The organism is Acidicapsa acidisoli (genome assembly GCF_025685625.1).
Lineage (GTDB): Bacteria > Acidobacteriota > Terriglobia > Terriglobales > Acidobacteriaceae > Acidicapsa > Acidicapsa acidisoli.
On the sequence record NZ_JAGSYI010000001.1, the window covers coordinates 320358 to 344149 of the forward strand.

Genomic DNA, 23792 nt, shown 5'->3' on the forward strand with positions numbered 1-23792 from the left:
TCGGAGGCGGTTGATGAAAGCATTGGTGAAGAGCCAGGCGGCAAAAGGGCTTTGGCTCGAAGATATTCCCGAGCCGGCGATTGGTATCAACGACGTGCTGATCCGTGTGCGATACGCAGGCATCTGCGGCACAGATGTGCATATTTTCCAGTGGGACGACTGGGCGCAGAAAACCATCAAAGTCCCGATGGCCATCGGCCACGAATTCGTCGGCGAAGTCGTGCAGGTCGGTTCCAATGTCAATGACTTCTTTCCTGGCGACATCGTCAGCGGCGAGGGCCACGTCGTCTGCGGACGCTGCCGTAATTGCATGGCTGGCCGCCGCCATCTCTGCGCCAACACTCAGGGGGTGGGCGTCAACCGCGCCGGGGCATTCGCCGAATACATCGCGCTGCCCATGGCCAACATCTGGCGTCATCACCCCGGCATTAACCAGGAAGTCGCCGCAATCTTCGATCCCTTCGGCAATGCGGTCCACACCGCACTGTCTTTTCCGGTACTCGGCGAAGATGTCCTGATCACCGGCGCGGGCCCCATCGGCATCATGTCCATCCCTGTCGCCCGTCATGCCGGCGCACGCCACATCGTCATCACGGACATGAATCCCTACCGCCTCGACCTCGCCCGCAAGATGGGCGCCACGCTCGCCATCAATCCGGCGGAGACTTCCCTCGCCGACGTGCAGAAGCAGCTGGGCATGCAGGAGGGCTTCGACGTGGGCCTCGAAATGTCCGGCAATCCCGCCGCGCTCAAAGACATGATCGCGAACATGTGCCACGGCGGAAAGATCGCCATCCTCGGCATCCCAGCGAAGGAAATGCCGATGGACTGGCGTCAGGTCATCTTCAACATGATCACCATCAAGGGCATCTACGGCCGCGAAATGTATGACACCTGGTACAAGATGTCCGTAATGATCGAGTCTGGACTCGACATTTCCCCCGTCATTACGCACCGCTTCGCCTTCGAGGACTTTCAGCAGGGCTTCGACGCCATGATCTCCGGCCAGACCGGAAAAGTTGTGCTTGATCTGACCAACATTCGTTAGGAGACGCCATGTACGGTAAGTTTGAACAGCACTTGCGCAAGAAGATCGAAGACATCGAATCCGCTGGCCTTTACAAGCGTGAGCGCGTCATCACCGGCCCGCAGCAGGCTGAAGTTACCGTCGCATCCGGCACACCAGTTCTCAATCTCTGCGCCAATAACTACCTCGGCCTCGCCAATCACCCGGCAATCGTCGCCGCCGCAAGCGAAGCACTCGACAACTGGGGCTACGGTTTGGCCAGTGTTCGATTTATCTGCGGAACCCAGTCTATCCACAAGCAGTTGGAAGAGCGTCTGAGCAGTTTCCTCGGCATGGATGACACCATCCTCTACGGCTCCTGCTTCGACGCCAACGGCGGCCTCTTCGAGACGCTGCTCGACGGCGAAGACGCCATCATTTCCGACGAGCTCAACCACGCCAGCATCATCGACGGCATCCGCCTCTGCAAGGCCAACAAGTATCGCTATCGCAACGGCGATATGGACGACCTCGAAGCCAAGCTGAAAGAGTCCGCCAACGCCCGTCATCGGCTCATCGCCACCGACGGTGTCTTTTCGATGGACGGCTACATCGCGAAGCTCCGGCAGATCTGCGATCTTGCCGAAAAATATGACGCGCTGGTGATGGTCGACGACTCGCACGCCGTCGGCTTCGTCGGCGAAAACGGTCGTGGCACGCCCGAGTTTTGCGGTGTCGAAGGCCGCATCGACATCCTCACCGGCACGCTCGGCAAGGCCCTCGGCGGCGCCAGCGGCGGCTACACCAGCGGACGCAAAGAAATCATCCAGCTACTCCGCCAGCGCTCGCGCCCCTATCTATTTTCGAACTCTGTCGCCCCGCCAATCGTCGCCGCGTCTCTGAAAGTGTTGGACCTCATCAGCGAATCCGCCGACCTTCGCGAACATCTGCGCGCCAATACCGAGTACTTCCGCGAAGCAATGACCCACGAAGGATTCACCATCCTGCCCGGCGAGCACCCAATCGTCCCCGTCATGTTCGGCGAAGCAACCATCGCCGCCCGCATGGCCGAAATAGTGCTCACAAAAGGGGTCTACGTCGTAGCCTTCTCGTATCCCGTCGTCCCCATGGGCAAAGCGCGTATACGCACCCAGATCTCCGCAGCGCACTCACGCCACGAGCTCGAATTCGCAGTCAAATGCTTTGCCGAGGCAAAGCGGGAACTGGCCTCGGTCTAGCCCCGCTTTGCTTTGCCACTACTTGCCCAGCGCCTTCGTATACGCGTAGAAGAAGTCCAGCGACTTCGCGTACGAGTCCACCGGCAGCCGCTCATCCTGCCCATGCGCCCTCACATCGTTGTGTTCCAGTGCAATGGCTGAGAACCCATAGCATGGAATGCCAACGGCATTGAAGTAGACGCTGTCCGATGCGCCGGTTTCCATCTCCGGAACTACCGGCGTGCCGGGCCAAATCTGATCCACCAGCTTGCGCATCGGCACAAAAACCTCATCGAGCGGTGGTGGTGGCTCCGGTGAGTGCCCTGAAAGAAGGCCGCTCGCAATCGACCCCTTCATCACCGTCTCAACCTTCAGCCCTGGGTCCGCAAAAAGATCGATTAGCTGCTTCTTAATCTCATCCGGCGTGTGTCCCGGCAGGATGCGGCAGTTGATGTTGGCCTCGGCGGTCTGCGGCAGCGCGTTGTTGGCATGACCGCCAGCCAGCCGCGTGGCCACGCATGTCGTATGCAAGACAGAGTTCCAACCCGCATCGGCCGACAGACGGTCGATTGCAGCCTGGTCCGGCGGCGTGGTCAGGATGGCGCGCAAATCCGACGCTGTCTGACTCGACGCAAGTTTCGTCATCTCCGTTGCATAGGCGCGAGTCACTCCGTTCAATTCAAACGGAAATTTGAATGCGGCGAGCTTGCTGAGAGCCGCAGTCAACTCATAGATTGCGTTGTCCGGTCGCGGCAACGAGCTATGCCCGCCGCGGTTCACCGCAGTCACACTGAAATCGGCATATCGCTTCTCCGTGGCCTCCACATCGGCCTCAATTGGCTTGCCGTGGTCGAGGTCGATCCCTCCCGCATCGGGATTGATTACAAATGCCGCGTCCACCAGCTCGCGATGGTTCTGCACCAGCCAGTTTGCGCCATTGAAATCGCCACCTTCCTCATCCGCCGTCAGCGCTAAAATCAGATCCCGCTGCGGCTTGTACCCTTCCCGATGCAACCGCAGGAAAGTCTCCACCAGCGCCGCATCGGAATCTTTCATATCCTGCGTCCCACGCCCGTAGTAATACCCGTCTTTCTCGATGAACTTGAAGGGCTCGGTATGCCAGTCTTTGGGCAGCGCCTCAACTACGTCTATGTGACAGAGAAACAGCACCGGCTTTCCCGTCCCGCTGCCCGCCCCCGAACCTTTGATCCTGACCACCAGGTTCATCTTGCGAGGACTCGGCCCCAGCAGATGCACATCCTCCGCCGAAAAACCCGCATCCAGAAAGCGCTTCTGCATCGCGGTCGCCGCCGTCGTGACGTTGCCTAGCGGCGTATCCGTCGTGTTGATCTCAATTAATTGCTTGAATATCTCAATGGCCGCGTCGCGGTCGGCCGGCGGCGTGGGAGTGATTACCTGAGCCTGCCCCAGCATCGATACAGCGGAAAGCACTGCCCAAACCATGGCAGGCATTGCAATGGTGCGAAACATGAAATTCGGCATGGTGCCATTCTAGTGCCATTGCACATCGAGTGCATCGCCACAGACCAGCCGCCATGTGCAACACGCCCGCATCTCGGGTAAAGGCATTTACTTCAAACGATAATACGAATAGCCTTCCCTCGCGGGAGTTGCATTTGAAGGGTCCAAGGCCCTATCGTGTCTTCGAGTTCCCGGAGGAGCTTTCCATGCGCTTTAGCTTTACGACGCCATATCTTATGCTCGGCTGCTCTGCTCTTGCCGCAACCCTGATGTTGATCCCAGCCACTGCAAGCGCCCAACACCCGCGCCCCAAAATCACCGGCATCTCGCACATCGCCGTCTATACATCGAATCCAGACGCAACTAATCACTACTACACCGAGCAGATCGGCGCCTTTCGCGAACCTGACCCGGAAAACCGGCAGGGCGTACGCTACGGGATCAACGCCACCCAGTTCATAGAAGTCCTGCCGCTGCCTCCCAACTCAGGCGTGAATCGCCTGGACCACATCGGCTTCAACACCGATAACGCCGCGGGCCTGCGCCTGTATCTGGCCGACAAGGGCTGGAAGGTTCCGGCTCAGATCACACATCACGAAGGTGGCAGCAAATCCTTCCGCGTCAATGACCCCGAGGGCAACGTCGTCGAGTTCGTGGAGCCTCCGGCTCGCCCCACACAGTTCACAGAACCCAAACTCATCGGACATCACATCATCCACGTCGGCATGCTCATCCATTCGCGTGCAAACGAAGACAAGTTCTACCGCGAATTGCTCGGTTTTCGCCCCTACTGGTTCGGCGGCATGCAGGAAGGCAAAGTCGACTGGGTTTCGCAGCAGACCCCCGACGGCCACGACTGGCTCGAGTACATGCTCAGCAGCGGGCATCTTGATATGTCCGGCACCGGCATTCCGGCCGGCATGAGCCAACAATCCCTCGGCGTTCTCGACCACGTCTCCATCGGCGTTGTGTCCGTGCCTGACAGCTACAAGAAGCTTGCCGCCGAAAATCGCCTTCCAGCCCATGCTGATAAGGAGCCGAAGGTCGGCAGAGACGGCAAATACCAGCTCAATCTCTACGATCCCGATGGCATTCGCACGGAGCTGATGGAGTTCCACGCCGTCGAAAAACCCTGCTGCTCGCCCTTCACGGCAGAAGATCCAAAGCCGTAGAGCATCGTTTACGTCTCGGAATGGTTTCATTTACCCGCAACAAGGCTCCGTTATAAGATGACCTTCGTCGGTTCGACGCCAACCACCTCTTGGTTGAGCGTCGAAGCCGACCGGAGGTAGGACCCTTGCGAGTCGGCCTGTTTACGCGCGAATATCCCCCCCAGGTTTACGGTGGGGCTGGAGTCCACGTCGATTATCTGAGCCGCGAGCTGGCAAAAGAGATTGAGGTCGAGGTCCACTGCTGGGGTCCGCAAAACTCCGACGCAGCAAACCTTCACGTGCGCGGCGCGGAGCCGTGGAGCGAAATCTCCGAAGGCACCGTCGGCAAATTCAAAGGCGCTCTCGAAGCCTTCAGCCTCAACCTCACCCAGGTCAAAGCGCTCCAGGGCATCGACATCGTCCACACGCATACCTGGTATGTCTCGATGGCTGGCTATCTCGCCAAAAAGCTCTACGGCGTCCCATTCGTGCTGACCACCCACTCTCTCGAACCGCTCCGCGCCTGGAAGGCCGAGCAACTCGGCAGCGGATACGCCATGAGTTCGTGGATGGAACAAACCGCCATTCTTGATGCCGACGCCATCGTCGCCGTCTCGCAGGGCACCAAGGTCGATATCCTGCGCGCTTACCCGCAGGTCGACCCCGCCCGCATCCACGTCATCTACAACGGCATCGACCTCGCCGAATATCAGAAGACCGCCAACACCCAGGCGCTGATCGACTACAGCGTCGACCCGACGGTTCCGTACATCCTCTTCGTCGGCCGCATCACTCGCCAGAAAGGCGTCACCCATCTCGTCGACGCCATTCGCTACCTGCCCGAGGACACGCAGATCGTCCTCTGCGCCGGCGCACCGGACACACCCGAAATCGCCGCCGAACTCCGCGACAAAGTAGAAGCCGCACGCCAGCACCATCCCCGCATCGTCTGGATCGAAAAGATGGTCACCAAGCAGGAAGCGATCCAGCTCTATAGCAACTGCCGTGTCTTCTGCTGCCCCTCGGTCTACGAGCCCTTCGGCATCATCAATCTCGAAGCCATGGCCTGCCGCGCACCCGTAGTCGCCAGCTCCACCGGAGGCATCAAAGAAGTTGTCGTAGAGGGCGAAACCGGGCATCTCATTCCATTCGACCAGGACCCCGTCACCAGCTTCCCAATCGATCCCGAAAAGTTCGCGCGCGATCTCGCCGCCGGCATCCTCGACCTGCTCGCAGACCCCGAAAAGTGCCAGCGATTCGGCGACGCCGGAAGAAAGCGCGTTGAAAACATCTTCAGTTGGACAGCCATCGCGCACCAGACCATCGCTCTCTACGAACAACTGATTGCGCAAATGAAATCCGCCAGCTGACTCCAATACCAGGCCAGCCAACCCGGCCCTGCCAACCCAGATGGGACAAAGAACGACCATGACACTGACAAGAGACGAAGGCCGCAAGCGTGTAATCATCGAAGGCATCTCCCCGGAGATCGACGGCGGCCGCTTCCCCGCCAAGCGCACCCAGGGCGATCAGGTCCGCGTCGAGGCCGATATCTTCACCGACGGACATGACTCCATCGCCGCCTCCCTGCTCGTTCATCGCGAAGGCTCCAGCGACTGGACCGAAATCCCCATGCAGCCACTCGTCAATGACCGCTGGACCACCGCATTCCGCGTCAAAGAGCTCGGCCGTTACGGCTTCAAAGTCCAGGGATGGGTCGATCACTTTGAAACTTGGCGTCGCGACCTGCTCAAGCGCATCAAGGCCGAAACCGACGCTCCCGTCGACTACCTCATTGGCGCCGACCTGGTCGCAGCCACTGCCGGTCGCGCCCTCGGCGCCGACTCGCTCTGGCTCGGCCAGCGAGCCGCGGAACTGCGCTCCGAAAAGGAATCCAAGGAACTGCGCATCATCGCCATCGACGCTCTATTGCACGAGATGGTCCTGCGCTACCCCGACAAGCGATTCGCGACCGAATCCGATCGCGAGCTTAGCATCGTCGTCGATCCCGACCACGCCCGCTTCAGCGCCTGGTACGAATTCTTTCCCCGCTCGACTTCACCCGAACCCGACAAACACGGCACATTTGCCGACTGCGAAAAGCGCCTACCATACGTCGCCGATATGGGTTTCAACGTCGTCTACCTCCCGCCCATCCACCCCATCGGACGCATGTTCCGCAAAGGCCCCAACAACAATCCCCAGTCGCAGCCCGGCGATGAAGGCAGCCCGTGGGCCATCGGCTCCCTCGAAGGCGGCCACAAATCCATCCTTCCCGCTCTCGGAACCATCGAAGGCTTCCGCAGCTTCGTCCAGAAAGCGAAAGATCTCAACCTCTTCGTCGCCATGGATATCGCCTTCCAGTCTGCTCCGGACCACCCATACGTCAAAGAGCACGAAAATTGGTTCAAAAAGCGCCCCGACGGCACCATCCAGTACGCCGAAAACCCTCCCAAGAAATACCAGGACATTTACCCCTTCGACTTTGAAAGCGAAGACTGGGAAGGCATGTGGGAAGAGCTGAAATCCGTCTTCCTGTACTGGGTCGATCAGGGCGTCACCGTCTTCCGCGTGGACAACCCGCACACCAAGGCCTTCCCTTTCTGGGAGTGGTGCATCACAGCGATCAAGTGCGACCACCCCGAAGTTCTTTTCCTCGCCGAAGCCTTCACTCGCCCCAAGATTATGTACCGTCTGGCCAAGCTCGGCTTCAGCCAGTCCTATACGTACTTCCCCTGGCGCAACGCCAAGTACGAAATCACCACATATCTCAGCGAACTGTCCCAGACGCCGGTGCGCGAGTTTTTCCGCCCCAACCAGTGGCCCAACACCCCGGACATCCTCACCGAATACCTCCAGATCGGCGGGCGGCCGGCATTCATGATTCGTCTGCTGCTCGCAGCAACCCTCGGCTCCAACTACGGCGTCTACGGCCCGGCCTTTGAACTGCTAGAACACGTCCCCATCCGCCACGGCAGTGAAGAATACCTCAACTCCGAAAAATACGAAATCCGCCACTGGGATCTGGACCGGAGCGACAGTCTTCGCGCCCTGATGACTACCGTCAACGACATCCGTAACAACAATCTCGCGCTGCAATCCGACTGGTCGCTCCAATTCCATCTCACGGACAACGACCAGATCATCTGCTACAGCAAGGAATCCGAAGACCGCTCCAACCTGATCCTTGTCGTCGTCAACCTCGACCCGCACCACACGCAGTCCGCCTTTCTAAGGCTACCCCTCGACCAGTTGGCCATCCCGCAAGACCGCGCATTCGAAGCCGAAGACCTGCTGACCGGCGCGCGCTACCTCTGGTACGGGCCGCGCAACTACGTCGAACTGAGCCCGGAACGCATACCGGGCCACATCCTCAAAATCCACCGCCAGCTAAAGGTCGAATCCGACTTTGAGTATTTTCTGTAATCCGAAAGAGTGGAACTCATGATCTTCGGCTCTCACGTGATCGTGTACAGCAAGGATGCCGAGGCAGATCGCGCCTTTTTCCGTGATGTCCTCGGCTTTCCGTCCGTCGACGCGGGCCATGGATGGCTGATCTTCGCCCTGCCTCCATCCGAATTGGCAGTCCATCCTTCCGAAGAGAGCGGTAAGCAGGAGCTTTATCTGATGTGCGAAGATCTCAAAGCCGAAATCGCCACACTCCGCGAAAAGGGCGTCTACTGTTCCGAAGTCCACGAAGAACGCTGGGGCTCAGTCACCAAAATTCCGCTTCCTGGTGGAGGCGTAGTCGGCCTCTACCAGCCAAAGCAGCCAACAGCGCTATCCCCTACGCCTGCATAGACCGCATACTTCAGGAAACAAGCTCAAACGCCGCCAACCGTTCAACTGTAACCACCGTGATGTCGTCTGCCTGACCGAAGTTCACGGCTGCCTCAACAACTTCGGATGCTGGCGCAGAAGACATTGCCTTGGCCCGTTCGAAGCCGAACAGTTCGCCGCTCCCGTCCATGGCTTCCACCACGCCGTCGGAATAGAAGACGAGCCGGCTGCCGGGCGCGAGCTCGAATCGGGTGGTTTCAAATTGAGCGCCACTTACAATGCCGAGCGGAAACGCGCCTGGCATCTGGATTTCTTCTCCGTCCAGATACGGTGCGAGGTGTCCGGCATTGGCAATCGTGACCAGCCCGTCGCCAGCGATATAGGCGGCAAGGGCCGTGCAAAAGCCGCCGCGTGTGCGCCCCATCAGCCGGTCGTTCAGCTTGTGCAACATCAGAACCGGGTCGTAGGACTCTTCGGCGACCACCCGAATCGAGCCTACTAGCATCGAAACCAGCATAGCCGCAGGCAGGCCCTTGCCTGCAACATCACCGACCACGACGAGCAGGCCGCCGTTGCTGGCCGGTAGCACCTGAAAGAAATCGCCTCCAACTTGCTGAGCGGGCCGGTAGACCGATTCCACGCGAAACCCCGGAAATACCTCGTCCGCACCCGGAAGAATCACCTCCTGAATCTCCCGGGCCGCAGCCATCTCTCCCTCCAGAACCGCCTTTTCCCTTTGGGACTGCAGGTATCGGCGCCCCTCCACGACGAAGACGTACACGAATCCTGTATAGCCAATGCAGACCGCCCAGGTAATTCCCGCGCCATCAAAGGACATTCTCGCGTGAAGGCGAGTCATTGCATCGGCCAAGGTTTCGGCCCGGGCCGGTACATCGGGAATCCAATGGCTAATGCCAGTCAAGACAGCTGTGTGCAAGACGAACCACGGCACAAGCACCTTCCAGGACTGGGATCGGAGCATAAAACCGCCAACGGCGTAACCGACGGCGAATAGGCCGGACAGCACCACGCCCAGGGCGAACCGCAGTGACGCTTGATTGCCCAGCTCCGTAATGTCGCCGACAAACCCGAAGCTGGCGAACACACAGAAACAAGCCAGCAGAAAAACAATGACCGATTTTCGGGAAGTATCTCGCCACAAACTGTAGACAACCATTGGGTTTTGCTTGTCCTTCCGGGCCTTGCAGCCAGACCTAGTTGCAAGCCCTGCGCGGCGCGATTCTCTTCCCCGCCCGTGAAGCAGAAATGCCATGCCGCGATTTCATGGAAGTCGTGCTTCGTTTGGATTGTATCTTCCTCTTTCCCCGGCGCGGGGGACGAAAATGGCGCTGCGCGCCAGATGCCCCCGCCAAGCCACGCATCGCGCTAAAATTGAGGTTAGCCATGCCTACCGCCGCCGGTCTTTCGCCCGAAATCCTCGCCAAATACGAGCCCGTTATCGGCCTCGAAGTCCATGTACAACTGCTCACCGCGACCAAGGCTTTCTGCGGCTGCGCGAACCACTTCGGCTCCGCCCCGAACACCAACGTCTGCCCGGTCTGCCTCGGTCTGCCGGGAGCGCTGCCGGTGCTCAATCGCAAGGCAGTCGAATTCGCCGTGCTCACCGGGCTGGCCATCAATTGCCAGATTCGCGAACAGTCCATCTTCGCGCGTAAAAACTACTTCTATCCCGACTCACCCAAGGGCTACCAGATTTCGCAGTACGACAAGCCCATCGCCGAGCATGGCTGGATCGATATCCCGACTGCGGACGGAAACACGAAACGAATCGGCGTCACGCGCGCGCACATGGAAGAGGACGCGGGCAAGAGTATCCACGACGGCTTCGCCGACTCCGCGATGCGCACCTACGTCGACCTGAACCGCTGTGGAACACCGCTCATCGAAATCGTCTCTGAGCCCGATCTTCGTACCCCCGACGAGGCCTACGAGTACCTCAGCCGGCTCAAGGAAATCCTCCTCTTCGCGGGCGTCTCCGACTGCAATATGGAAGAAGGCTCACTGCGCTGTGACGCCAATGTCAGCGTCATGCCCCGCGGCTCCAAGACCTTCGGAACCAAGGTCGAAGTCAAGAACGTCAACAGCTTCCGCTACATCCGTTCTGCGCTTGAATACGAAATTGAGCGCCAGATCGAAATCATCGAATCAGGCGGAAGAATCATTCAGGAAACACGCCTCTGGAATCAGGCCGAAGGCCGCACCTACTCCATGCGCTCCAAGGAGCAGGCCCACGACTACCGCTATTTCCCTGAGCCGGACCTTCCGCCACTGATCGTCTCATCCGAATGGCAGGCCGAAATCGCCGCGACCATGCCGGAGCTGCCCGAAGCCCGGCGCAAGCGCATGATTGCTGAGTACGACCTCTCCGAGCAGGACGCGCAGACACTGACGGCAACTCGCGAATTTGCCGACCGCTTTGAAGCCGTCGCGCGCACAGCCAAGAGTCCGCGCCGCGTGGCCAACCTGCTGTTGAGCGAACTCGGCGGACGCCTCAAAGCCGCCGGAATCGAACTCGAAGCCTCGCCGATCTCCCTGCCCGGCCTGGTGATGGCCGCCGATCTGGTCGAGGACGGCAAGATCAGCTCTAAGCAGCTCAAGCAGCTTTTCGACATCTGTTTTGAAATCGGCGAGGATTTCCCCGCCGTTTACGAGCGCGAAAAACCTCAGCAGATCACCGATGCCAGCGCGATTGAAGCGCTGATCGATCAGGTCATTGCCGCCAATCCGGCGCAGGTGGCGCAGTATCGCGGAGGCAAGAAGACGGTCGCCGGGTTCTTCGTTGGTCAGGTGATGCGAGCCTCAAAGGGGCAGGCAAATCCGGCGCTCTTGAATGATCTGGTGGCGAAGAAACTCGACGCTTAACCAGGGATTTGGCAGTGGAACAGGTTTTCGAATTGCGCGCAAGATGCGGATAGTGCATCGCCTGCCAGCCGGGAGAAGATCGTCATCAGGATGGTCAATATGATGATCAATGCAAACACACTCGACGAGGAAACGGTATGGCGGCAGCTCGTTGCCCGCGACCGGAATGCTGAATTCTTCTATGGCGTCTCCACGACCGGCGTCTTCTGCCGTCCGGGTTGCGGCAGCCGTCCTCCGCTGCGGGAGAATACCCGGTTTTTCGGAACTCCGGCCGACGCGCGGGCGGCTGGGTTTCGGGCTTGCAAGCGATGTAAGCCGGAAGAAACGGTGCGCCCGTCGGCAGTGGCACAAATGTGCGCTTATCTGGAACGCCAGATCGACAAGCCTGTGCGACTGGCCACGTTGGGCAAGCTCATTGGGATGAGCCCGTTCACTGCGCAACGGGTCTTCAAGCAGGCGATGGGCGCGACTCCTAGCCAGTACCAGAGGGCGATTCGCGCCAACGCCCTGCGCAACCAGTTGCGGGATGGAGAGACCAACGTGACGACAGCAATTTACGATGCGGGTTATGGTTCGTCCAGCCGGGCCTACGAAAAGACCCCGTTAGGAATGACCCCGGGGCGATTTCTGGCTGGCGGGCGGGGCGAAAAGATTGGATTTGCCACTGCCGAGAGTTCAGACGCGGGCCCACTTGGCTGGATCATCGTGGGTAGTACAGAGCGCGGAGTCTGCTGGCTTGCTCTCGCAGATTCTCCCGAAGCGGCCGAAGCCAGCTTGCGCGAAGAGTTCCCTGCCGCCGAGATCGCATCAGATCCGACTTTGCAGAAGGCCGTCGCCACTGTGCTGGAGCGCATCGCCGGCGGGGGTGGAAAGCAGGCCCAGAATCTTCCGCTCGACCTGCGCGGTACGGCCTTTCAATTGCGCGTCTGGCAGGCGCTCCAAGAGATTCCGGCTGGCGAGACGAAGACTTACAGCCAGCTTGCCGCGGAGATGGGGATGCCGAACTCGACGCGAGCTGTGGCTCGCGCCTGCGCCACCAACCGCGTCTCCGTCCTGGTTCCGTGTCACCGCGTAGTCGGCGTTTCCGGCTCGCTCACCGGCTATCGCTGGGGAGTGGAGCGCAAACGCCAGTTGCTGAAAGCAGAAGGCGCCCGACGCTGATTTCGCGCCGGACGCCTCGTGTTTGTCACTGGCCTTGCGATTACAGCCTGTTGCCGCCAGCCGCCTGGATCGCCTGACCGTTCACCCATCCCGCGTCGTCTGAGGCAAGGAATGCGGCGATGGTTGCGATGTCGCCGGGCTGTCCGATGCGTCCCAGCGGAGTGCGAGTGATTACTTCCTTATGGAAGTCGCTGCCAAGAAATCCAGCGGCGTGGACGCCTTCTGTCTCAACCATTCCGGGATTCAGGGAATTGACGCGAATCTTCTTCGGGCCAAGCTCCTGCGCGAGCGCGTAGGTAACCGAGTCGACCGCGCCCTTAGTGGCACTGTAGACCGCGGCCGCTCCCACTCCCTCAGCTGCCACAGAACCGATGTTGATGATGCTGCCGCCCTTGGGCGAGAACTGCGCGACCGCAGCCTGAGTGGTCAGCAGAAGTCCGAGCACATTCAGGTCGAACTGCTTGTGGAAATGTTCCGGGGTGATTGCTCCCAGCGGAGCAAATTCATAGACTCCCGCGTTGTTGACGAGAATATCGATCGGTCCAAACTGCTTGACTACGGTCTTAATCAGCCCGCCGATGCTGTCCGGATCGGCAACGTTGGCCTGAACGGCGATGGCCTTTCCGCCTGCCGCTTCGATCTCGGCGACCACCTTCTTCGCGCCGTCGGGGCTGCTCGAATAGTTCACTGCAACGGCCGCGCCATTGGCAGCCAGTTCCTTTGCGATGGATGCACCGATTCCCTTGGAAGCTCCCGTTACCAGCGCTACCTTACCATTCAGCTTGCTCATAATGCCTGTCTCCTGACTCGAAAGTCTCTGGGTTCGAAATCGACCAATCATCAGTTCGACATTTCGATAACCGTCTAATTGATGTGGGAGCCGATTGGAAGATTCAGGGAAAAATCGAAATTATTTTTGGATAGTGGAGCTTGTCTGAGCTAAAGCCGTTGCAGATCGGCGAGAAATGCCTGCCAGGTGTCGCGACGAAGGCTCAACCGGGCAAATTTGCCATCGCGCTCAATATGGATGAGGCCAGCCGTCTCCAGTTCCTTGATGTGATGGGAGAGCGTGGCGGCGGAGATGGGCAGGCACTCGCGAAAGTCTGAGCAGGCGACGCAGCCTTCGCATTTGCTCAGTCGTTCGAGGATTTCCATGCGGCGGGGGTCGCCGAGGGCTTTCAGGATCGCGAGCCGCTGGCTAGGGGAAAGGCTGGTTGAAGTTTCGCCAGTGGGTGCCTTCCCGGGTTCTAGCTGATAGGTCGCGTCCACTTCTTAAGTTTCGCATGAATCGTTCGCCACCCGAGGAATTCGGAACATGACGGGCGCCAGTTATACTTCCTCAATGCTCCCCCTAGGCTCTCATCCAGCGTGGCATCCGGCACTGGAAACGCTGGCTTACGCCGCGGGATACGCGGTCTTTCGCCAGCTTCGCGACAGACAAGGAGATACAATCGCCGATCCCCAGCGTTGGACGGTGATTGCGGCAGCGGCAATAGGCGCGCTCGTGGGTAGCCGTGTCCTGGGCCTTGCCGAACAGGGGCCTATCCTGCTGGCTGCATTGCATTCCGGCCATCTGCTTTCGCTTCTCTTCTCTCCGGGCGGAAAGACGATTGTGGGCGGCCTGCTCGGAGCCTGGTTATGCGTCGAAATCGTGAAAAGGGTCAATCGAATTCAGAGCCGCACAGGTGACCTCTTCGCCCTGCCGCTCTGCGTGGGCATCGGAATTGGCCGCGTCGGATGTCTGGTCGCGGGTCTTGCGGACGACACCTATGGAACCCCAACGAATCTTCCCTGGGCGGTTGACTTTGGTGACGGAATCGGCCGGCACCCGGTGCAGATTTATGAGATTCTCTTCCTGATCTTAGTCGGGCTCGTCGTTAGTTCAAATGTGAGGTTGCGCGAAGGGGAGCGCTTTCGCATCTTTCTGGCGTGTTATCTGGCATGGCGAGTTTTGATTGACTTTCTCAAACCGCAGCCGCTCATATTTGGCTTGAACCTCATTCAATGGAGTTGCGTTGCAGGGTTGGGCTTTCTATTCCTGGATTGGATGCGCATGAATCGAGAGGCTCATGAAGCTCTTCGGGTATGAGATCAAAGGCTTCCCTCAGGCGCTTGCGGTTCTCGCGGCGGTGCTGCTGGTATCCTCTGGGCTATGCGGAGTTCAGTGGGTAGTCGTCTCAGCCAGTAACGGGCTGATGGGCGCTGTCGGCGGCCTGATCGCACTTCTGGGCGCGATTGAACTCGCGATGATGCTCTTCTCCGCCATCGGTATCATTGCCGTACTCCTTGCGTGGCCAATTTATGTATACGGTAAGAAACTCTCTGATCGCTCTGCGCAGCCGACGGAGCATATCGAAAACACAGGCGACAAGAATGAGGAATGAAATGGCCTCAGCTAGAGAGTTGGCTAAATGAGCAAGCCACTTGTTGACCGAATTCCCTTCGCTCGAATTGTCACGATCCTTGCGGTTTCAGTGTGCGTTGGATTTGGTCTTTGCGGAATTGGAATGGCCACTTCTGATGGCGGTAATAAGTCGGGATTGGTGGGCAAGCTTTTTGGTTTGATGTTCGTTCTCGGAATCAGTGCATTCTGGCTTTCAATTCTCGGACTTATCCTAACCTGCTTTTCGTGGGTGGTCCTGACGATCCTAAAAAATTTCACGTACAAAAGCGGAACCTAAGATGACCGTTGACGAACGAGTGGCTGACAATGAATTGACGCTTGAGCGCCCTTGAAGTCGTTGGCATGTGACCCGTTTGAGCTTTGCTTACAAGAGGAACGGAATGACTGAAAAACTTCGCCCTTATCTCTTTTATGACGTTGCTATCTCTATCTGCTCCACCTGCTACCGTCGTGTAGACGCGAAGATCGTCTTTGAAGACAACAAGGTCTGGATGCTTAAGCGCTGTCCGCAGCATGGACACGAGCGTGTGCTGGTAGCAGACGACGTGGATTACTACCGGCGTTCGCGCGAAGTATTTGTGAAGACGCCTGAGCAACCGATGGTCTACAACACGCCAGTGAAGTACGGTTGCCCTTATGATTGCGGCCTCTGCCCCGACCACGAGCAGCATAGTTGCCTGACGCTGGTGGAGATTTGCGATGCCTGCAATCTGACTTGTCCAATCTGCTATGCGGGAAGCGGACAGCACCGGACTGAGTTCCGAACGCTGGATCAGATTGCCGCAATGCTCGATTGTGTGGTGCGCAACGAGAAGGAACCGGATGTGGTGCAGATTTCCGGGGGCGAACCAACATTGCATCCTGACTTCTTTCGCGTTCTGGAAATGTGCAAGGAACGACCGATCAAACACCTGATGGTGAATACCAATGGCATCCGGATTGCACAGGAGGAAGAGTTTGTCAGACGGCTGGCAGGCTTCATGCCGCACTTTGAGCTGTATCTGCAATTTGACTCGCTGCAGCGCGAGCCGCTTATGCAGCTTCGCGGGGCTGACTTGCGGAGTATCCGTGAAAGGGCTCTGGAACGTCTCAACCGGCTTTCAGTTTCTACGACGCTGGTGGTCACAGTTGAGCGAGGCGTGAATGACAATGAACTGGGCGCAATTATCGAGTTTGCATTGAAGCAGCCTTGCGTCCGTGGCGTAACGTTTCAACCGGTGCAGCAGGCAGGACGGTTACAAAACTTCGACTCAGGCCAACACCGTCTTACCCTTACTGAAGTACGACGTCGCATTCTCGAACAAACCAGTGTGTTCCGCCCTGAGGATCTTATTCCCGTACCTTGTCATCCAGATGCGCTGGCCATGGCCTATGCGTTGAAGCTGGGTGTCAAGACGATTCCTCTGACCGGGATGGTTCCACCCGAGATCCTAATTGATGGCGCGCGTAACACCATCATTTACGAGCAGGAGGCTGGGCTCCGTGACCATATCTTTAAGCTGTTTGCGACAAATCACTCACCGAGTTCGCAGGCTTCGACGCTCAAGGAACTGTTGTGCTGCTTGCCCAAAGTGCTCATCCCGAAGGATCTCGGATACAAGAACCTATTCCGTGTGCTGATCGTGCAGTTCATCGACGCTGAGGCGTTTGATGTGCGAAGTGTGAAGAAGAGCTGCATCCACATTGCTCATCCTGACGGAAAGCGCCTGATTCCCTTTGATACCTTCAATATGTTCTATCGTGGCGAACTCGAAACGACGCGACTAGAGCCACTTCGACGCGCAGAGATGAAACCAGTTGGCGTTTAAGCTTTTGCTTCTCTGCTAACTTGCTTTATCGCCGACCGCCAGCAGCGTCTGAAACTGCGGAGTCTCTGGTTCTTTGTGCACGACCGAGGTCTGCGCGTGATGAAAGCCAGCCTTTTCCAGCATCGATTCAAGCTCTGACTCGCTGAAGCCGAGCCATTCGTCGGCGTAGAGTTCGCGGGCTTCTTCGAAACGATGTTTTGCCAGGTCGAGGATCACGATGCGACCGCCGGGCTTGAGGATTCGCCACGCTTCCTGCACCGCCCGGTCCGGGTGCAGCGCGTGATGCAGGGATTGCGAGAAGAAGACGAGATCTACGCTTGCATCGTCGATGGGAACCTCTTCCATATCGCCGAGCCGGTATTCGACGTTTTTCACGCCGCTGCGCAGGGCCTGTTCGCGGCCGACTTCAATCATCTTTGCCGAGGTATCGACGGCAATCACTTTGGTTGCCCGCTGGGCGAGCAGGAGCGCAAATGCGCCCTCGCCCGCGCCGAGATCGGCGATGACCATGGGGGGCATCAGGCGCAGGAGTGCTTCGGCCACACCTTTCCAGGACTTGCCGGGAACGTAGTCTTTGCCGAGGCGTCCGGCAACGCTGTCGAAGAAGCTGCGCATCTTGTCCTGGCGCTTCTTGACGACACGCCGCATCGTCGCCTGATCTGCGGCAGCCTCGGGAAGCTCGGCGCACGCCTGTTTCAACAGTCCCTCAAGAACTTGGCCGGAGCCATCCGCGGTAAGCCGGTAAAGGCTGCTCTTGCCGGTGCGGCGATCCTCGACCAGCCCTGCCTGCTTCAACTGCGAAAGATGCGTCGAAATGGTGCTCTGGCCCATGACCAGGATCTCCTGCAATTCGGCGACAGACAGTTCTTCATCGCGCAGAAGCAGGAGGATGCGCAGCCGGTTTGGATCGGCGACAACTTTGAGGATTTTGACAATTGACGGCATAGGCTGAATCTGATACTTATCAAGGTATCATGATGTGACGATATAAGGAGATTCTGGATGGCAACCTCGATATTTGAAACCGCGACCACGGACTACAAAGTCGCCGATCTGTCTCTGGCCGACTGGGGCCGGAAGGAAATCAACATCGCCGAGCATGAGATGCCGGGGCTGGTGTCGATTCGCAACAAGTATGCCGCGCAGAAGCCTCTGGCCGGCGTGCGCATTACCGGCTCGCTGCACATGACGATTCAGACGGCGGTGCTGATTGAGACCCTGGTGCATCTTGGAGCCGATGTTCGCTGGGCGAGCTGCAACATCTTCTCGACACAGGATCACGCTGCCGCGGCTATTGCTGCTTCCGGTGTTCCGGTCTTTGCGTGGAAGGGTGAATCGCTGGAAGAATACTGGTGGTGCACTTATCAGGCGCTCAACCATAAGGGAGGCAAAGGTCCGCAACTGGTGGTGGACGATGGCGGCGACGTGACGCTGCTGATTCATAAGGGCGTCGAGTTGGAAGATGGCGACGACTGGGTTAACGGACCAGCTTCTAGCCACGAAGAGCAGGTGATCAAGGATCTGCTGAAGAAGGTGTATGCAGAAGATCCGCAGCATTGGCACAAGGTTGCCAGCGAGTGGCGCGGCGTTTCCGAAGAGACGACAACCGGCGTGCACCGGCTCTACAAGATGCTGGAACAGGGCAAGCTGCTGGTGCCTGCGATCAATGTCAACGACTCGGTAACCAAGTCGAAGTTCGACAATCTGTACGGCTGCCGCGAGTCGCTGGCCGACGGCATCAAGCGCGCCACGGATGTGATGGTTGCGGGCAAGGTTGCGGTGATCTGCGGATATGGCGATGTGGGCAAGGGCTCGTCGCACTCGCTGCGCGGCATGGGCGCTCGCGTTATCGTCACCGAGGTCGACCCGATCAATGCGCTACAGGCTGCTATGGAGGGATTCGAGGTCACGACGATTGAAGAGACGTTGGGACGCGGCGATATCTATGTCACCTGCACCGGAAATCTGGACATCATTACTCTTGAGCACATGAAGCTGATGAAGGATCAGGCTATCGTTTGCAACATCGGCCACTTCGACAACGAGATCCAGATGGATCTGCTGAATCAAGAACCTGGCGTAACGAAGCTCAACATCAAGCCGCAGGTGGATCAATACACCTTCCCCGATGGTCACAGCATCTTTGTGCTCGCCGAAGGACGGCTAGTGAATCTGGGCTGCGCGACGGGTCATCCGAGCTTCGTGATGAGCAACAGCTTTGCCAACCAGACGCTGGCGCAGCTTGATCTCTGGGCGAACAAGGACACGTACAAGGTCGGTGTTTACGTGCTGCCGAAGAAGCTGGATGAAGAGGTTGCGCGGCTGCATCTGGAGAAGATCGGCGTGAAGCTGACGACGCTCACTGCGAAGCAGGCTGATTATCTGGGCGTGCCGGTCGAAGGGCCGTTCAAGCCGGATCATTACCGCTACTAGATTTCCCTTCGGTGTCCAGGGAAGCTGGCTTCCCTGGACACCGAATTTATTGGCGCTTGCGCCTGACGAACCGCTTGTACGCCCTCCATGTGAAGTTATGCAGCAGGCGGGTTTGTTCTGACTTCAGCGCCTCGTAAGACCGCTTCACATAGCCGTCGAACTCAGGCGGCCAGCCGATAGTCGACCGGCGCTCGCTGAAGTCCCCTTCCGCCCACTTTGCCAATACTGCTTTGTAGCCCACAACGTGCGTCACGAACTCAAGCAGACAGTGCGGCATCTGCTCCTCAATGATCAGATAGGCTTTTTCAATGATGATCTTCTCGCGCACGTCATTGAGCGGCATGAAGATCGTCGTCATCCACAAAACCCACTCCTTCAACTCCTCATCCTGGACGGGGTGAGTCTGAGTCTTGCCTTGTTTCTTCAGCAGCGATTTGCAGGCGATGTGTCCGGCTTGCGAGGCCACATACAGAGGGCCATAAAATTCATTCAGCCGCTTGTTCACCAGGCGCAGCTTATCCCGGCGACGCGCCAACATTCTGGCGCTCATAAATGTCGCCATATAGCCTGCAAACGCGAGAACTACAGTGAGGATTGTCGCGTTTTGCCAGGACCCCGAAACTGAGAACAAAGTTGGATCCATTGCCTGCACCGTCGATGAGTATACGACCCGGGTCGAGGTGCAGGCAGTGATCGCCGTCGCATCAATGGCCGTCGGGAGCCGGGACCATCACAGCGTTCGAGTCTACCTTGGGGATGCCGAAGTGGCCGCTGAGATGAATCAGGTCCAGCGGGCGCAGGTCACCTGCAACCTGGATCACGTTCACGTCGCGCGAGCCACGTGCCAGTACAGCAATGCCGTCGATATCAGCGCCCGTGAAATGCAGCCAGAGATCGGTGGCTGTGCCGTGGTGCTCAGCGGAACCGGGTGGAGGCTCGTGCGCATCGACCAAATGCTTCCAGCCAGCGGCGTGGTACGCCGCGACGAGCGAGGCCATCGCGTCCGGGGCGTAGGTTGCCGGGTGCGGATACCGATAAAGGTCGTAGGAGATGCTGGTGAGCGCGGCGGCAGCACGATCCGGCGGCATTCCACCCGACTGAAGAAGGGCGCGCGCGGCCTGCAGCATCGACCGGTCAAAGACCAGGCCTGTGTGAGATGCGGGCTCGTCCGCGAGATTTCCGACAAACTGCCGGATGTCGGGAGATGTTGCTGCGGGAGACTGGCCGGAAAGCTGGACACCAAGAAACGCGGTCATCAGGACTAGAGCGCCGGGGAAAACGCGCAAAGTCGATCTCATAGAAAACTCCTGCCCGGTTAGACACCGATTTCCGGCAGGAGTTCCTTTCCGGTCTCCGCGACAGAGCAAAATTCTACTTGCCACGTCACTTCCCTTGTCTGAAGGCCGAAAAACCTAGTCGACCGGAATGGCTTTTCCGTTCCGAACGGCCTGATCCAAAACCGACCTGAGCCTGCGCGATGCGGCCTCGGACTCCCTACCCTGCTGCTCGCCGATTCTGCCCATCTCCTCGCCGAGTCGCCCCATGCGCTCGCCGATTTCGCCTTGCTTTTCGCCGAGTTCACCCTGGCGTTCGCCGATGCGGCCTTGAATTTCGCCTATGCAGCCCTGAATGTCCCCGATCCGCTCCTGGAGTTCGGCGAGTTTCTCTTCGGAGAACTCCTTGCTCATGTCTTCGGTGAGCTTCTTGAACTTATCGCTTTGCAATTCAGCGAGCTGAGAATGCAACTTTGACATTTCGGCTTCAAATTCAGGGCCGGGGACTTTGATCTTGGCAAGTTCGGGAGCAAGCTCGGCCATCTCTCTGTTGAGCTTTTCCTGCTCTTCTGGTGGGAATGCCTTGGCCGCAGCTTCTGCGATCTTATCGACTTGGATTTTGGCAAGCTTGCCCTGCAAATTGGCCATTTGAGATTCGATTTCGGCGTTTTGCCTACTGGCGCGATCGATCTCAGGCTGCATCCTGGCCATTTCTTCATTGAGTCTGGCCTGGAGTCGGTCGAGCTCTGCTTTTCGACCTTCCAGACCGGGACTGGTCCTCAGCATGTTTTGCGCCTGGGCGAGGATGGCCGGATCGGTAATCACGTATGACTTGCCGTCGCGTTCAAACCAGAGAAAGTTGCTGTGATATTTGCGCTTCGCCTCCTCCAGCGCCCTTCCTGCATGACCGGACATCGTGACCTGGCCGTTTCCTCGAATGATGGCAAAGGAATTGTCGTCATCATCAGAAAAGGCAAACGAGGAGTCGTCGGGCCGCTGCGGCGGCATGGGCGGTTCGGGAGCCATGTCCGTATTGACCTGAACGTTGACATGGGGCGCGGGTTCGGGAGCAGGCATCGGTGCGACGTCCGACGTCGGCGGAACGGGTGCAACCGAGACCCCTGTGGGTGAGGCTGGTGCTGTAGGTGGCGCGGGAGGAGCGGCTTGGTCCGAAGCTTGATTGGAATCGACAGAGGTGACCTGACCGGCTACCTCTCCGGAAGTCTGTCCCGTGATCTGACCTGCAGCCGTGCCGCTTACCTGGCCGCTGACTGGGGTCGCACTCTGGATTGATGCGGCTGTTTGGGCCTGCGCGGCCTCCACTGCGGGCACAATGCGGACACCTGCGATGGCGACGACAAGTGCGGCGGGTACGATGACTGCGGCGAGAACAGCATGGCGGCGTTCGCCCCAAAAAGCGAGACGGAAATTACGGGCGTTGAGGATCCGTTCGATGCGGCTAGACACATTACTGCTGCGAGCCATGGCGACTCCAGCGATGGGTACTGTGCGGGGTATGGCGGCGAATTCGAGAAGCACCTTGGCGTAGGACGCGGCGTTCGGAGCCTGTTCCAGACCGGCGCGGTCGCTCAATGCTTCGCCGAGTTCCGAGAGCTTGCGCTGCAACCACCAACCTAGCGGACTGAACCAGAAGATGGCGACGTGGATCGCCGCCAACAACTGGAGATAGAAGTCTCGCTGGCGGACATGCGACTGCTCGTGGGCGAGGACAATGCGCAGCTTGCCTGCGTCCCATTCCCGGTAGTCTGCAGGAAGAATGACGGTCGAGCCGATCGTCACCGGCGTTGTCAGCGACGGGTTGGAGCGGATGTTTCGCGCCTGAAGCTGGAGTGCTCCGGGATCGGCGAGCGAGCCGAATACGCGGTCGGTGACTGGCTGGGAACTTCGCCAGATTCGGTGAGCAATTGCCAGTCCGGCGACGATGCGAAGAAATAGAAGGCCGGCTACCGCCAGATAGAGGGACGCCAGAATCGGTAACAGGATCGGCAGGATCAGTACGATCAGTTTGCTCTGTGCCCACTGGAACAGTCTGCCAGCCGAAGAGGTTTCCTGCTTGCGGAACGCCGTGGAGCGCTGCGGAGCGGGAGAAACCAGTAAGGACGCGGGGCCTGTTTCCGTTACGACCATCGGAACGGAAGAGTATTGCTCAACCGAGTGTAAAGAGATCGACTTCGCTTCGTCCGCATGGCTCGCGCGGCTGATGCGATGGCTGGGCGACGGTTTTGGAATCCTGACGACCGGGTCTGGATTGATGGAATCCGAATTGACAAATTGCAGGGAGTTTGAATCCACAACCTGTGGGGCTGCCTGAGTTACAGACTGCGGGCTTGCGGATCGCAAAGGGCGAATCGGAATGCGCAGCGCCTGAACTCCAATCCGGTCCAGCGCCAGCCACGACGTGTGCATCAGGAGCGGCATCGTTCCGGCGGCCAGCAAAACCATCACCCAGGCAATTTTTTGAGCGAGGACCGCATTCAGGCGCAGGGCACGGATACCGGCCCATACGGCTACTGCCATCAGAAACGAACGAAAGGCGGCTTCAAGTATCCAAAATCCAGCATGGGTGAGCATTACTTCTCTCCTTTGCCGTTAGCCTTTTGCGAATTGACGCCGGTCTGGCTCGCATCCTGCGCAGCAGCAATACGCTCTGCCAGACGCTTCAGTTCCCTGTGGTCGAGGACGGAGGAGTCCACCATGCCTACAAGCAATTGCTCGACCGAGCCATCGCAGAACCACTCCAGGATTCGCTTCACCGCCCGCCCTGCCACCATTGGCGCGGGCTCTGCGGGCGAGTACAGAAAGGTCCGGCTATCGAGAATGTGCGTAAGATAGCCCTTTTCTTCCAGCCGTCGCAGAACGGTGCGCACAGTCGAGTCCTTGAGCGTGCGGTCCTGCCTGTCCAGCTCTTCCCTCACCTGGTCCGCCGACAGCGTGCCATGCTGCCACATGAGCTGGAGTACGCTTCGCTCCAGTTCGCCCAGTTCGGCAGGGTCATGCCCGGTCAATTCGTTCACCGACAGCTCATGTCCTACCCGATCGTGACCGTCTGTAACGTTACTCATCATAATGCTACAGACGGTAACACATCAGGACGGTGAGCACGCAAGAGAAATTTTTAGGTTTTTTTGAATTTCTGCCGGGTACGACGAATTTCAGCGGAAACGCTAGAATC

21 protein-coding genes are annotated in these 23792 nt (G+C 58.5%); 12 read left to right on the forward strand and 9 right to left on the reverse strand.

Going from position 1 to position 23792, the window contains the following annotated elements; translation table 11 throughout:
* The first annotated feature begins 13 nt into the window (after window positions 1-13).
* On the forward strand, window positions 14-1048 hold the full coding sequence (gene tdh / locus OHL23_RS01240) for an L-threonine 3-dehydrogenase (protein ID WP_263349953.1): 1035 nt from the start codon (window positions 14-16) through the stop codon (window positions 1046-1048).
* Window positions 1049-1056: 8 nt separating this feature from the next.
* Window positions 1057-2244 (forward strand): glycine C-acetyltransferase, encoded by a 1188-nt coding sequence (locus tag OHL23_RS01245; protein ID WP_263349954.1) that lies wholly within the window; start codon window positions 1057-1059, stop codon window positions 2242-2244.
* A gap of 18 nt (window positions 2245-2262) precedes the next feature.
* Here OHL23_RS01245 and OHL23_RS01250 read toward each other — a convergent pair whose 3' ends face one another.
* Window positions 2263-3726 carry a M20/M25/M40 family metallo-hydrolase gene (locus tag OHL23_RS01250; protein WP_263349955.1) on the reverse strand — a complete coding sequence of 488 codons (1464 nt, stop codon included), beginning with the start codon at window positions 3724-3726 and terminating at the stop codon, window positions 2263-2265.
* A gap of 134 nt (window positions 3727-3860) precedes the next feature.
* On the opposite strand from OHL23_RS01250, the gene OHL23_RS01255 reads away from it, so the two are divergent.
* The 4 genes from OHL23_RS01255 to OHL23_RS01270 all read left to right on the forward strand — a co-directional run bounded on the left by OHL23_RS01255 (window position 3861) and on the right by OHL23_RS01270 (window position 8657).
* Window positions 3861-4877: a VOC family protein gene (locus OHL23_RS01255; RefSeq protein ID WP_263349956.1), complete on the forward strand. Its 1017-nt coding sequence runs from the start codon at window positions 3861-3863 to the stop codon at window positions 4875-4877.
* A 125-nt stretch (window positions 4878-5002) separates the two neighbouring features.
* Window positions 5003-6226: a glycosyltransferase family 4 protein gene (locus OHL23_RS01260; protein ID WP_263349957.1), complete on the forward strand. Its 1224-nt coding sequence runs from the start codon at window positions 5003-5005 to the stop codon at window positions 6224-6226.
* 58 nt (window positions 6227-6284) lie between these two features.
* A complete protein-coding gene (locus OHL23_RS01265) occupies window positions 6285-8282 on the forward strand; it encodes an alpha-1,4-glucan--maltose-1-phosphate maltosyltransferase (protein WP_263349958.1) in 1998 nt (665 codons plus the stop codon).
* 18 nt (window positions 8283-8300) lie between these two features.
* Window positions 8301-8657 carry a VOC family protein gene (locus OHL23_RS01270; RefSeq protein ID WP_263349959.1) on the forward strand — a complete coding sequence of 119 codons (357 nt, stop codon included), beginning with the start codon at window positions 8301-8303 and terminating at the stop codon, window positions 8655-8657.
* 10 nt (window positions 8658-8667) lie between these two features.
* On the opposite strand, the gene OHL23_RS01275 is transcribed toward OHL23_RS01270, so the two are convergent.
* On the reverse strand, window positions 8668-9813 hold the full coding sequence (locus OHL23_RS01275) for a PP2C family protein-serine/threonine phosphatase (RefSeq protein ID WP_263349960.1): 1146 nt from the start codon (window positions 9811-9813) through the stop codon (window positions 8668-8670).
* A 227-nt stretch (window positions 9814-10040) separates the two neighbouring features.
* On the opposite strand from OHL23_RS01275, the gene gatB reads away from it, so the two are divergent.
* Window positions 10041-11519: an Asp-tRNA(Asn)/Glu-tRNA(Gln) amidotransferase subunit GatB gene (gatB, locus tag OHL23_RS01280; RefSeq protein WP_263349961.1), complete on the forward strand. Its 1479-nt coding sequence runs from the start codon at window positions 10041-10043 to the stop codon at window positions 11517-11519.
* Window positions 11520-11618: 99 nt separating this feature from the next.
* Complete coding sequence (locus OHL23_RS01285) at window positions 11619-12680, forward strand: bifunctional transcriptional activator/DNA repair enzyme AdaA (protein WP_263349962.1); 1062 nt, start codon at window positions 11619-11621, stop codon at window positions 12678-12680.
* Between the two features lie 40 nt (window positions 12681-12720).
* Here OHL23_RS01285 and OHL23_RS01290 read toward each other — a convergent pair whose 3' ends face one another.
* Both OHL23_RS01290 and OHL23_RS01295 read right to left on the reverse strand, forming a co-directional pair.
* Entirely contained in the window at window positions 12721-13470 is a 750-nt protein-coding gene (locus tag OHL23_RS01290; RefSeq protein WP_263349963.1) for an SDR family NAD(P)-dependent oxidoreductase, read from the reverse strand.
* Window positions 13471-13619: 149 nt separating this feature from the next.
* Complete coding sequence (locus tag OHL23_RS01295; protein ID WP_263349964.1) at window positions 13620-13949, reverse strand: ArsR/SmtB family transcription factor; 330 nt, start codon at window positions 13947-13949, stop codon at window positions 13620-13622.
* Window positions 13950-13995: 46 nt separating this feature from the next.
* Between OHL23_RS01295 and OHL23_RS01300 the strand changes: the two genes are divergently transcribed.
* From OHL23_RS01300 to OHL23_RS01310, 3 genes are all read left to right on the forward strand, one after another.
* Entirely contained in the window at window positions 13996-14769 is a 774-nt protein-coding gene (locus OHL23_RS01300) for a prolipoprotein diacylglyceryl transferase (protein WP_263349965.1), read from the forward strand.
* Window positions 14750-15064 carry a hypothetical protein gene (locus tag OHL23_RS01305; RefSeq protein WP_263349966.1) on the forward strand — a complete coding sequence of 105 codons (315 nt, stop codon included), beginning with the start codon at window positions 14750-14752 and terminating at the stop codon, window positions 15062-15064. The genes OHL23_RS01300 and OHL23_RS01305 overlap by 20 nt, the downstream gene beginning before the upstream one ends.
* A 400-nt stretch (window positions 15065-15464) precedes the next feature.
* Window positions 15465-16892 carry a radical SAM protein gene (locus tag OHL23_RS01310; RefSeq protein ID WP_263349967.1) on the forward strand — a complete coding sequence of 476 codons (1428 nt, stop codon included), beginning with the start codon at window positions 15465-15467 and terminating at the stop codon, window positions 16890-16892.
* Between the two features lie 15 nt (window positions 16893-16907).
* On the opposite strand, the gene OHL23_RS01315 is transcribed toward OHL23_RS01310, so the two are convergent.
* Window positions 16908-17837 (reverse strand): ArsR/SmtB family transcription factor, encoded by a 930-nt coding sequence (locus OHL23_RS01315; protein WP_263349968.1) that lies wholly within the window; start codon window positions 17835-17837, stop codon window positions 16908-16910.
* A 57-nt stretch (window positions 17838-17894) separates the two neighbouring features.
* Here OHL23_RS01315 and ahcY point away from each other — a divergent pair, with 57 nt between their 5' ends.
* Entirely contained in the window at window positions 17895-19325 is a 1431-nt protein-coding gene (gene ahcY / locus OHL23_RS01320; protein ID WP_263349969.1) for an adenosylhomocysteinase, read from the forward strand.
* Window positions 19326-19371: 46 nt separating this feature from the next.
* Here ahcY and OHL23_RS01325 read toward each other — a convergent pair whose 3' ends face one another.
* The 4 genes from OHL23_RS01325 to OHL23_RS01340 form a co-directional block, all read right to left on the reverse strand.
* Complete coding sequence (locus OHL23_RS01325; RefSeq protein ID WP_263349970.1) at window positions 19372-19875, reverse strand: hypothetical protein; 504 nt, start codon at window positions 19873-19875, stop codon at window positions 19372-19374.
* 154 nt (window positions 19876-20029) lie between these two features.
* Window positions 20030-20623 carry a hypothetical protein gene (locus OHL23_RS01330; RefSeq protein WP_263349971.1) on the reverse strand — a complete coding sequence of 198 codons (594 nt, stop codon included), beginning with the start codon at window positions 20621-20623 and terminating at the stop codon, window positions 20030-20032.
* A 114-nt stretch (window positions 20624-20737) separates the two neighbouring features.
* A complete protein-coding gene (locus tag OHL23_RS01335; protein ID WP_263349972.1) occupies window positions 20738-23191 on the reverse strand; it encodes a M56 family metallopeptidase in 2454 nt (817 codons plus the stop codon).
* Window positions 23191-23634 (reverse strand): BlaI/MecI/CopY family transcriptional regulator, encoded by a 444-nt coding sequence (locus OHL23_RS01340; protein WP_263349973.1) that lies wholly within the window; start codon window positions 23632-23634, stop codon window positions 23191-23193. Before OHL23_RS01340 ends, OHL23_RS01335 begins: the two co-directional genes overlap by 1 nt.
* Window positions 23635-23792 lie beyond the last annotated feature (158 nt).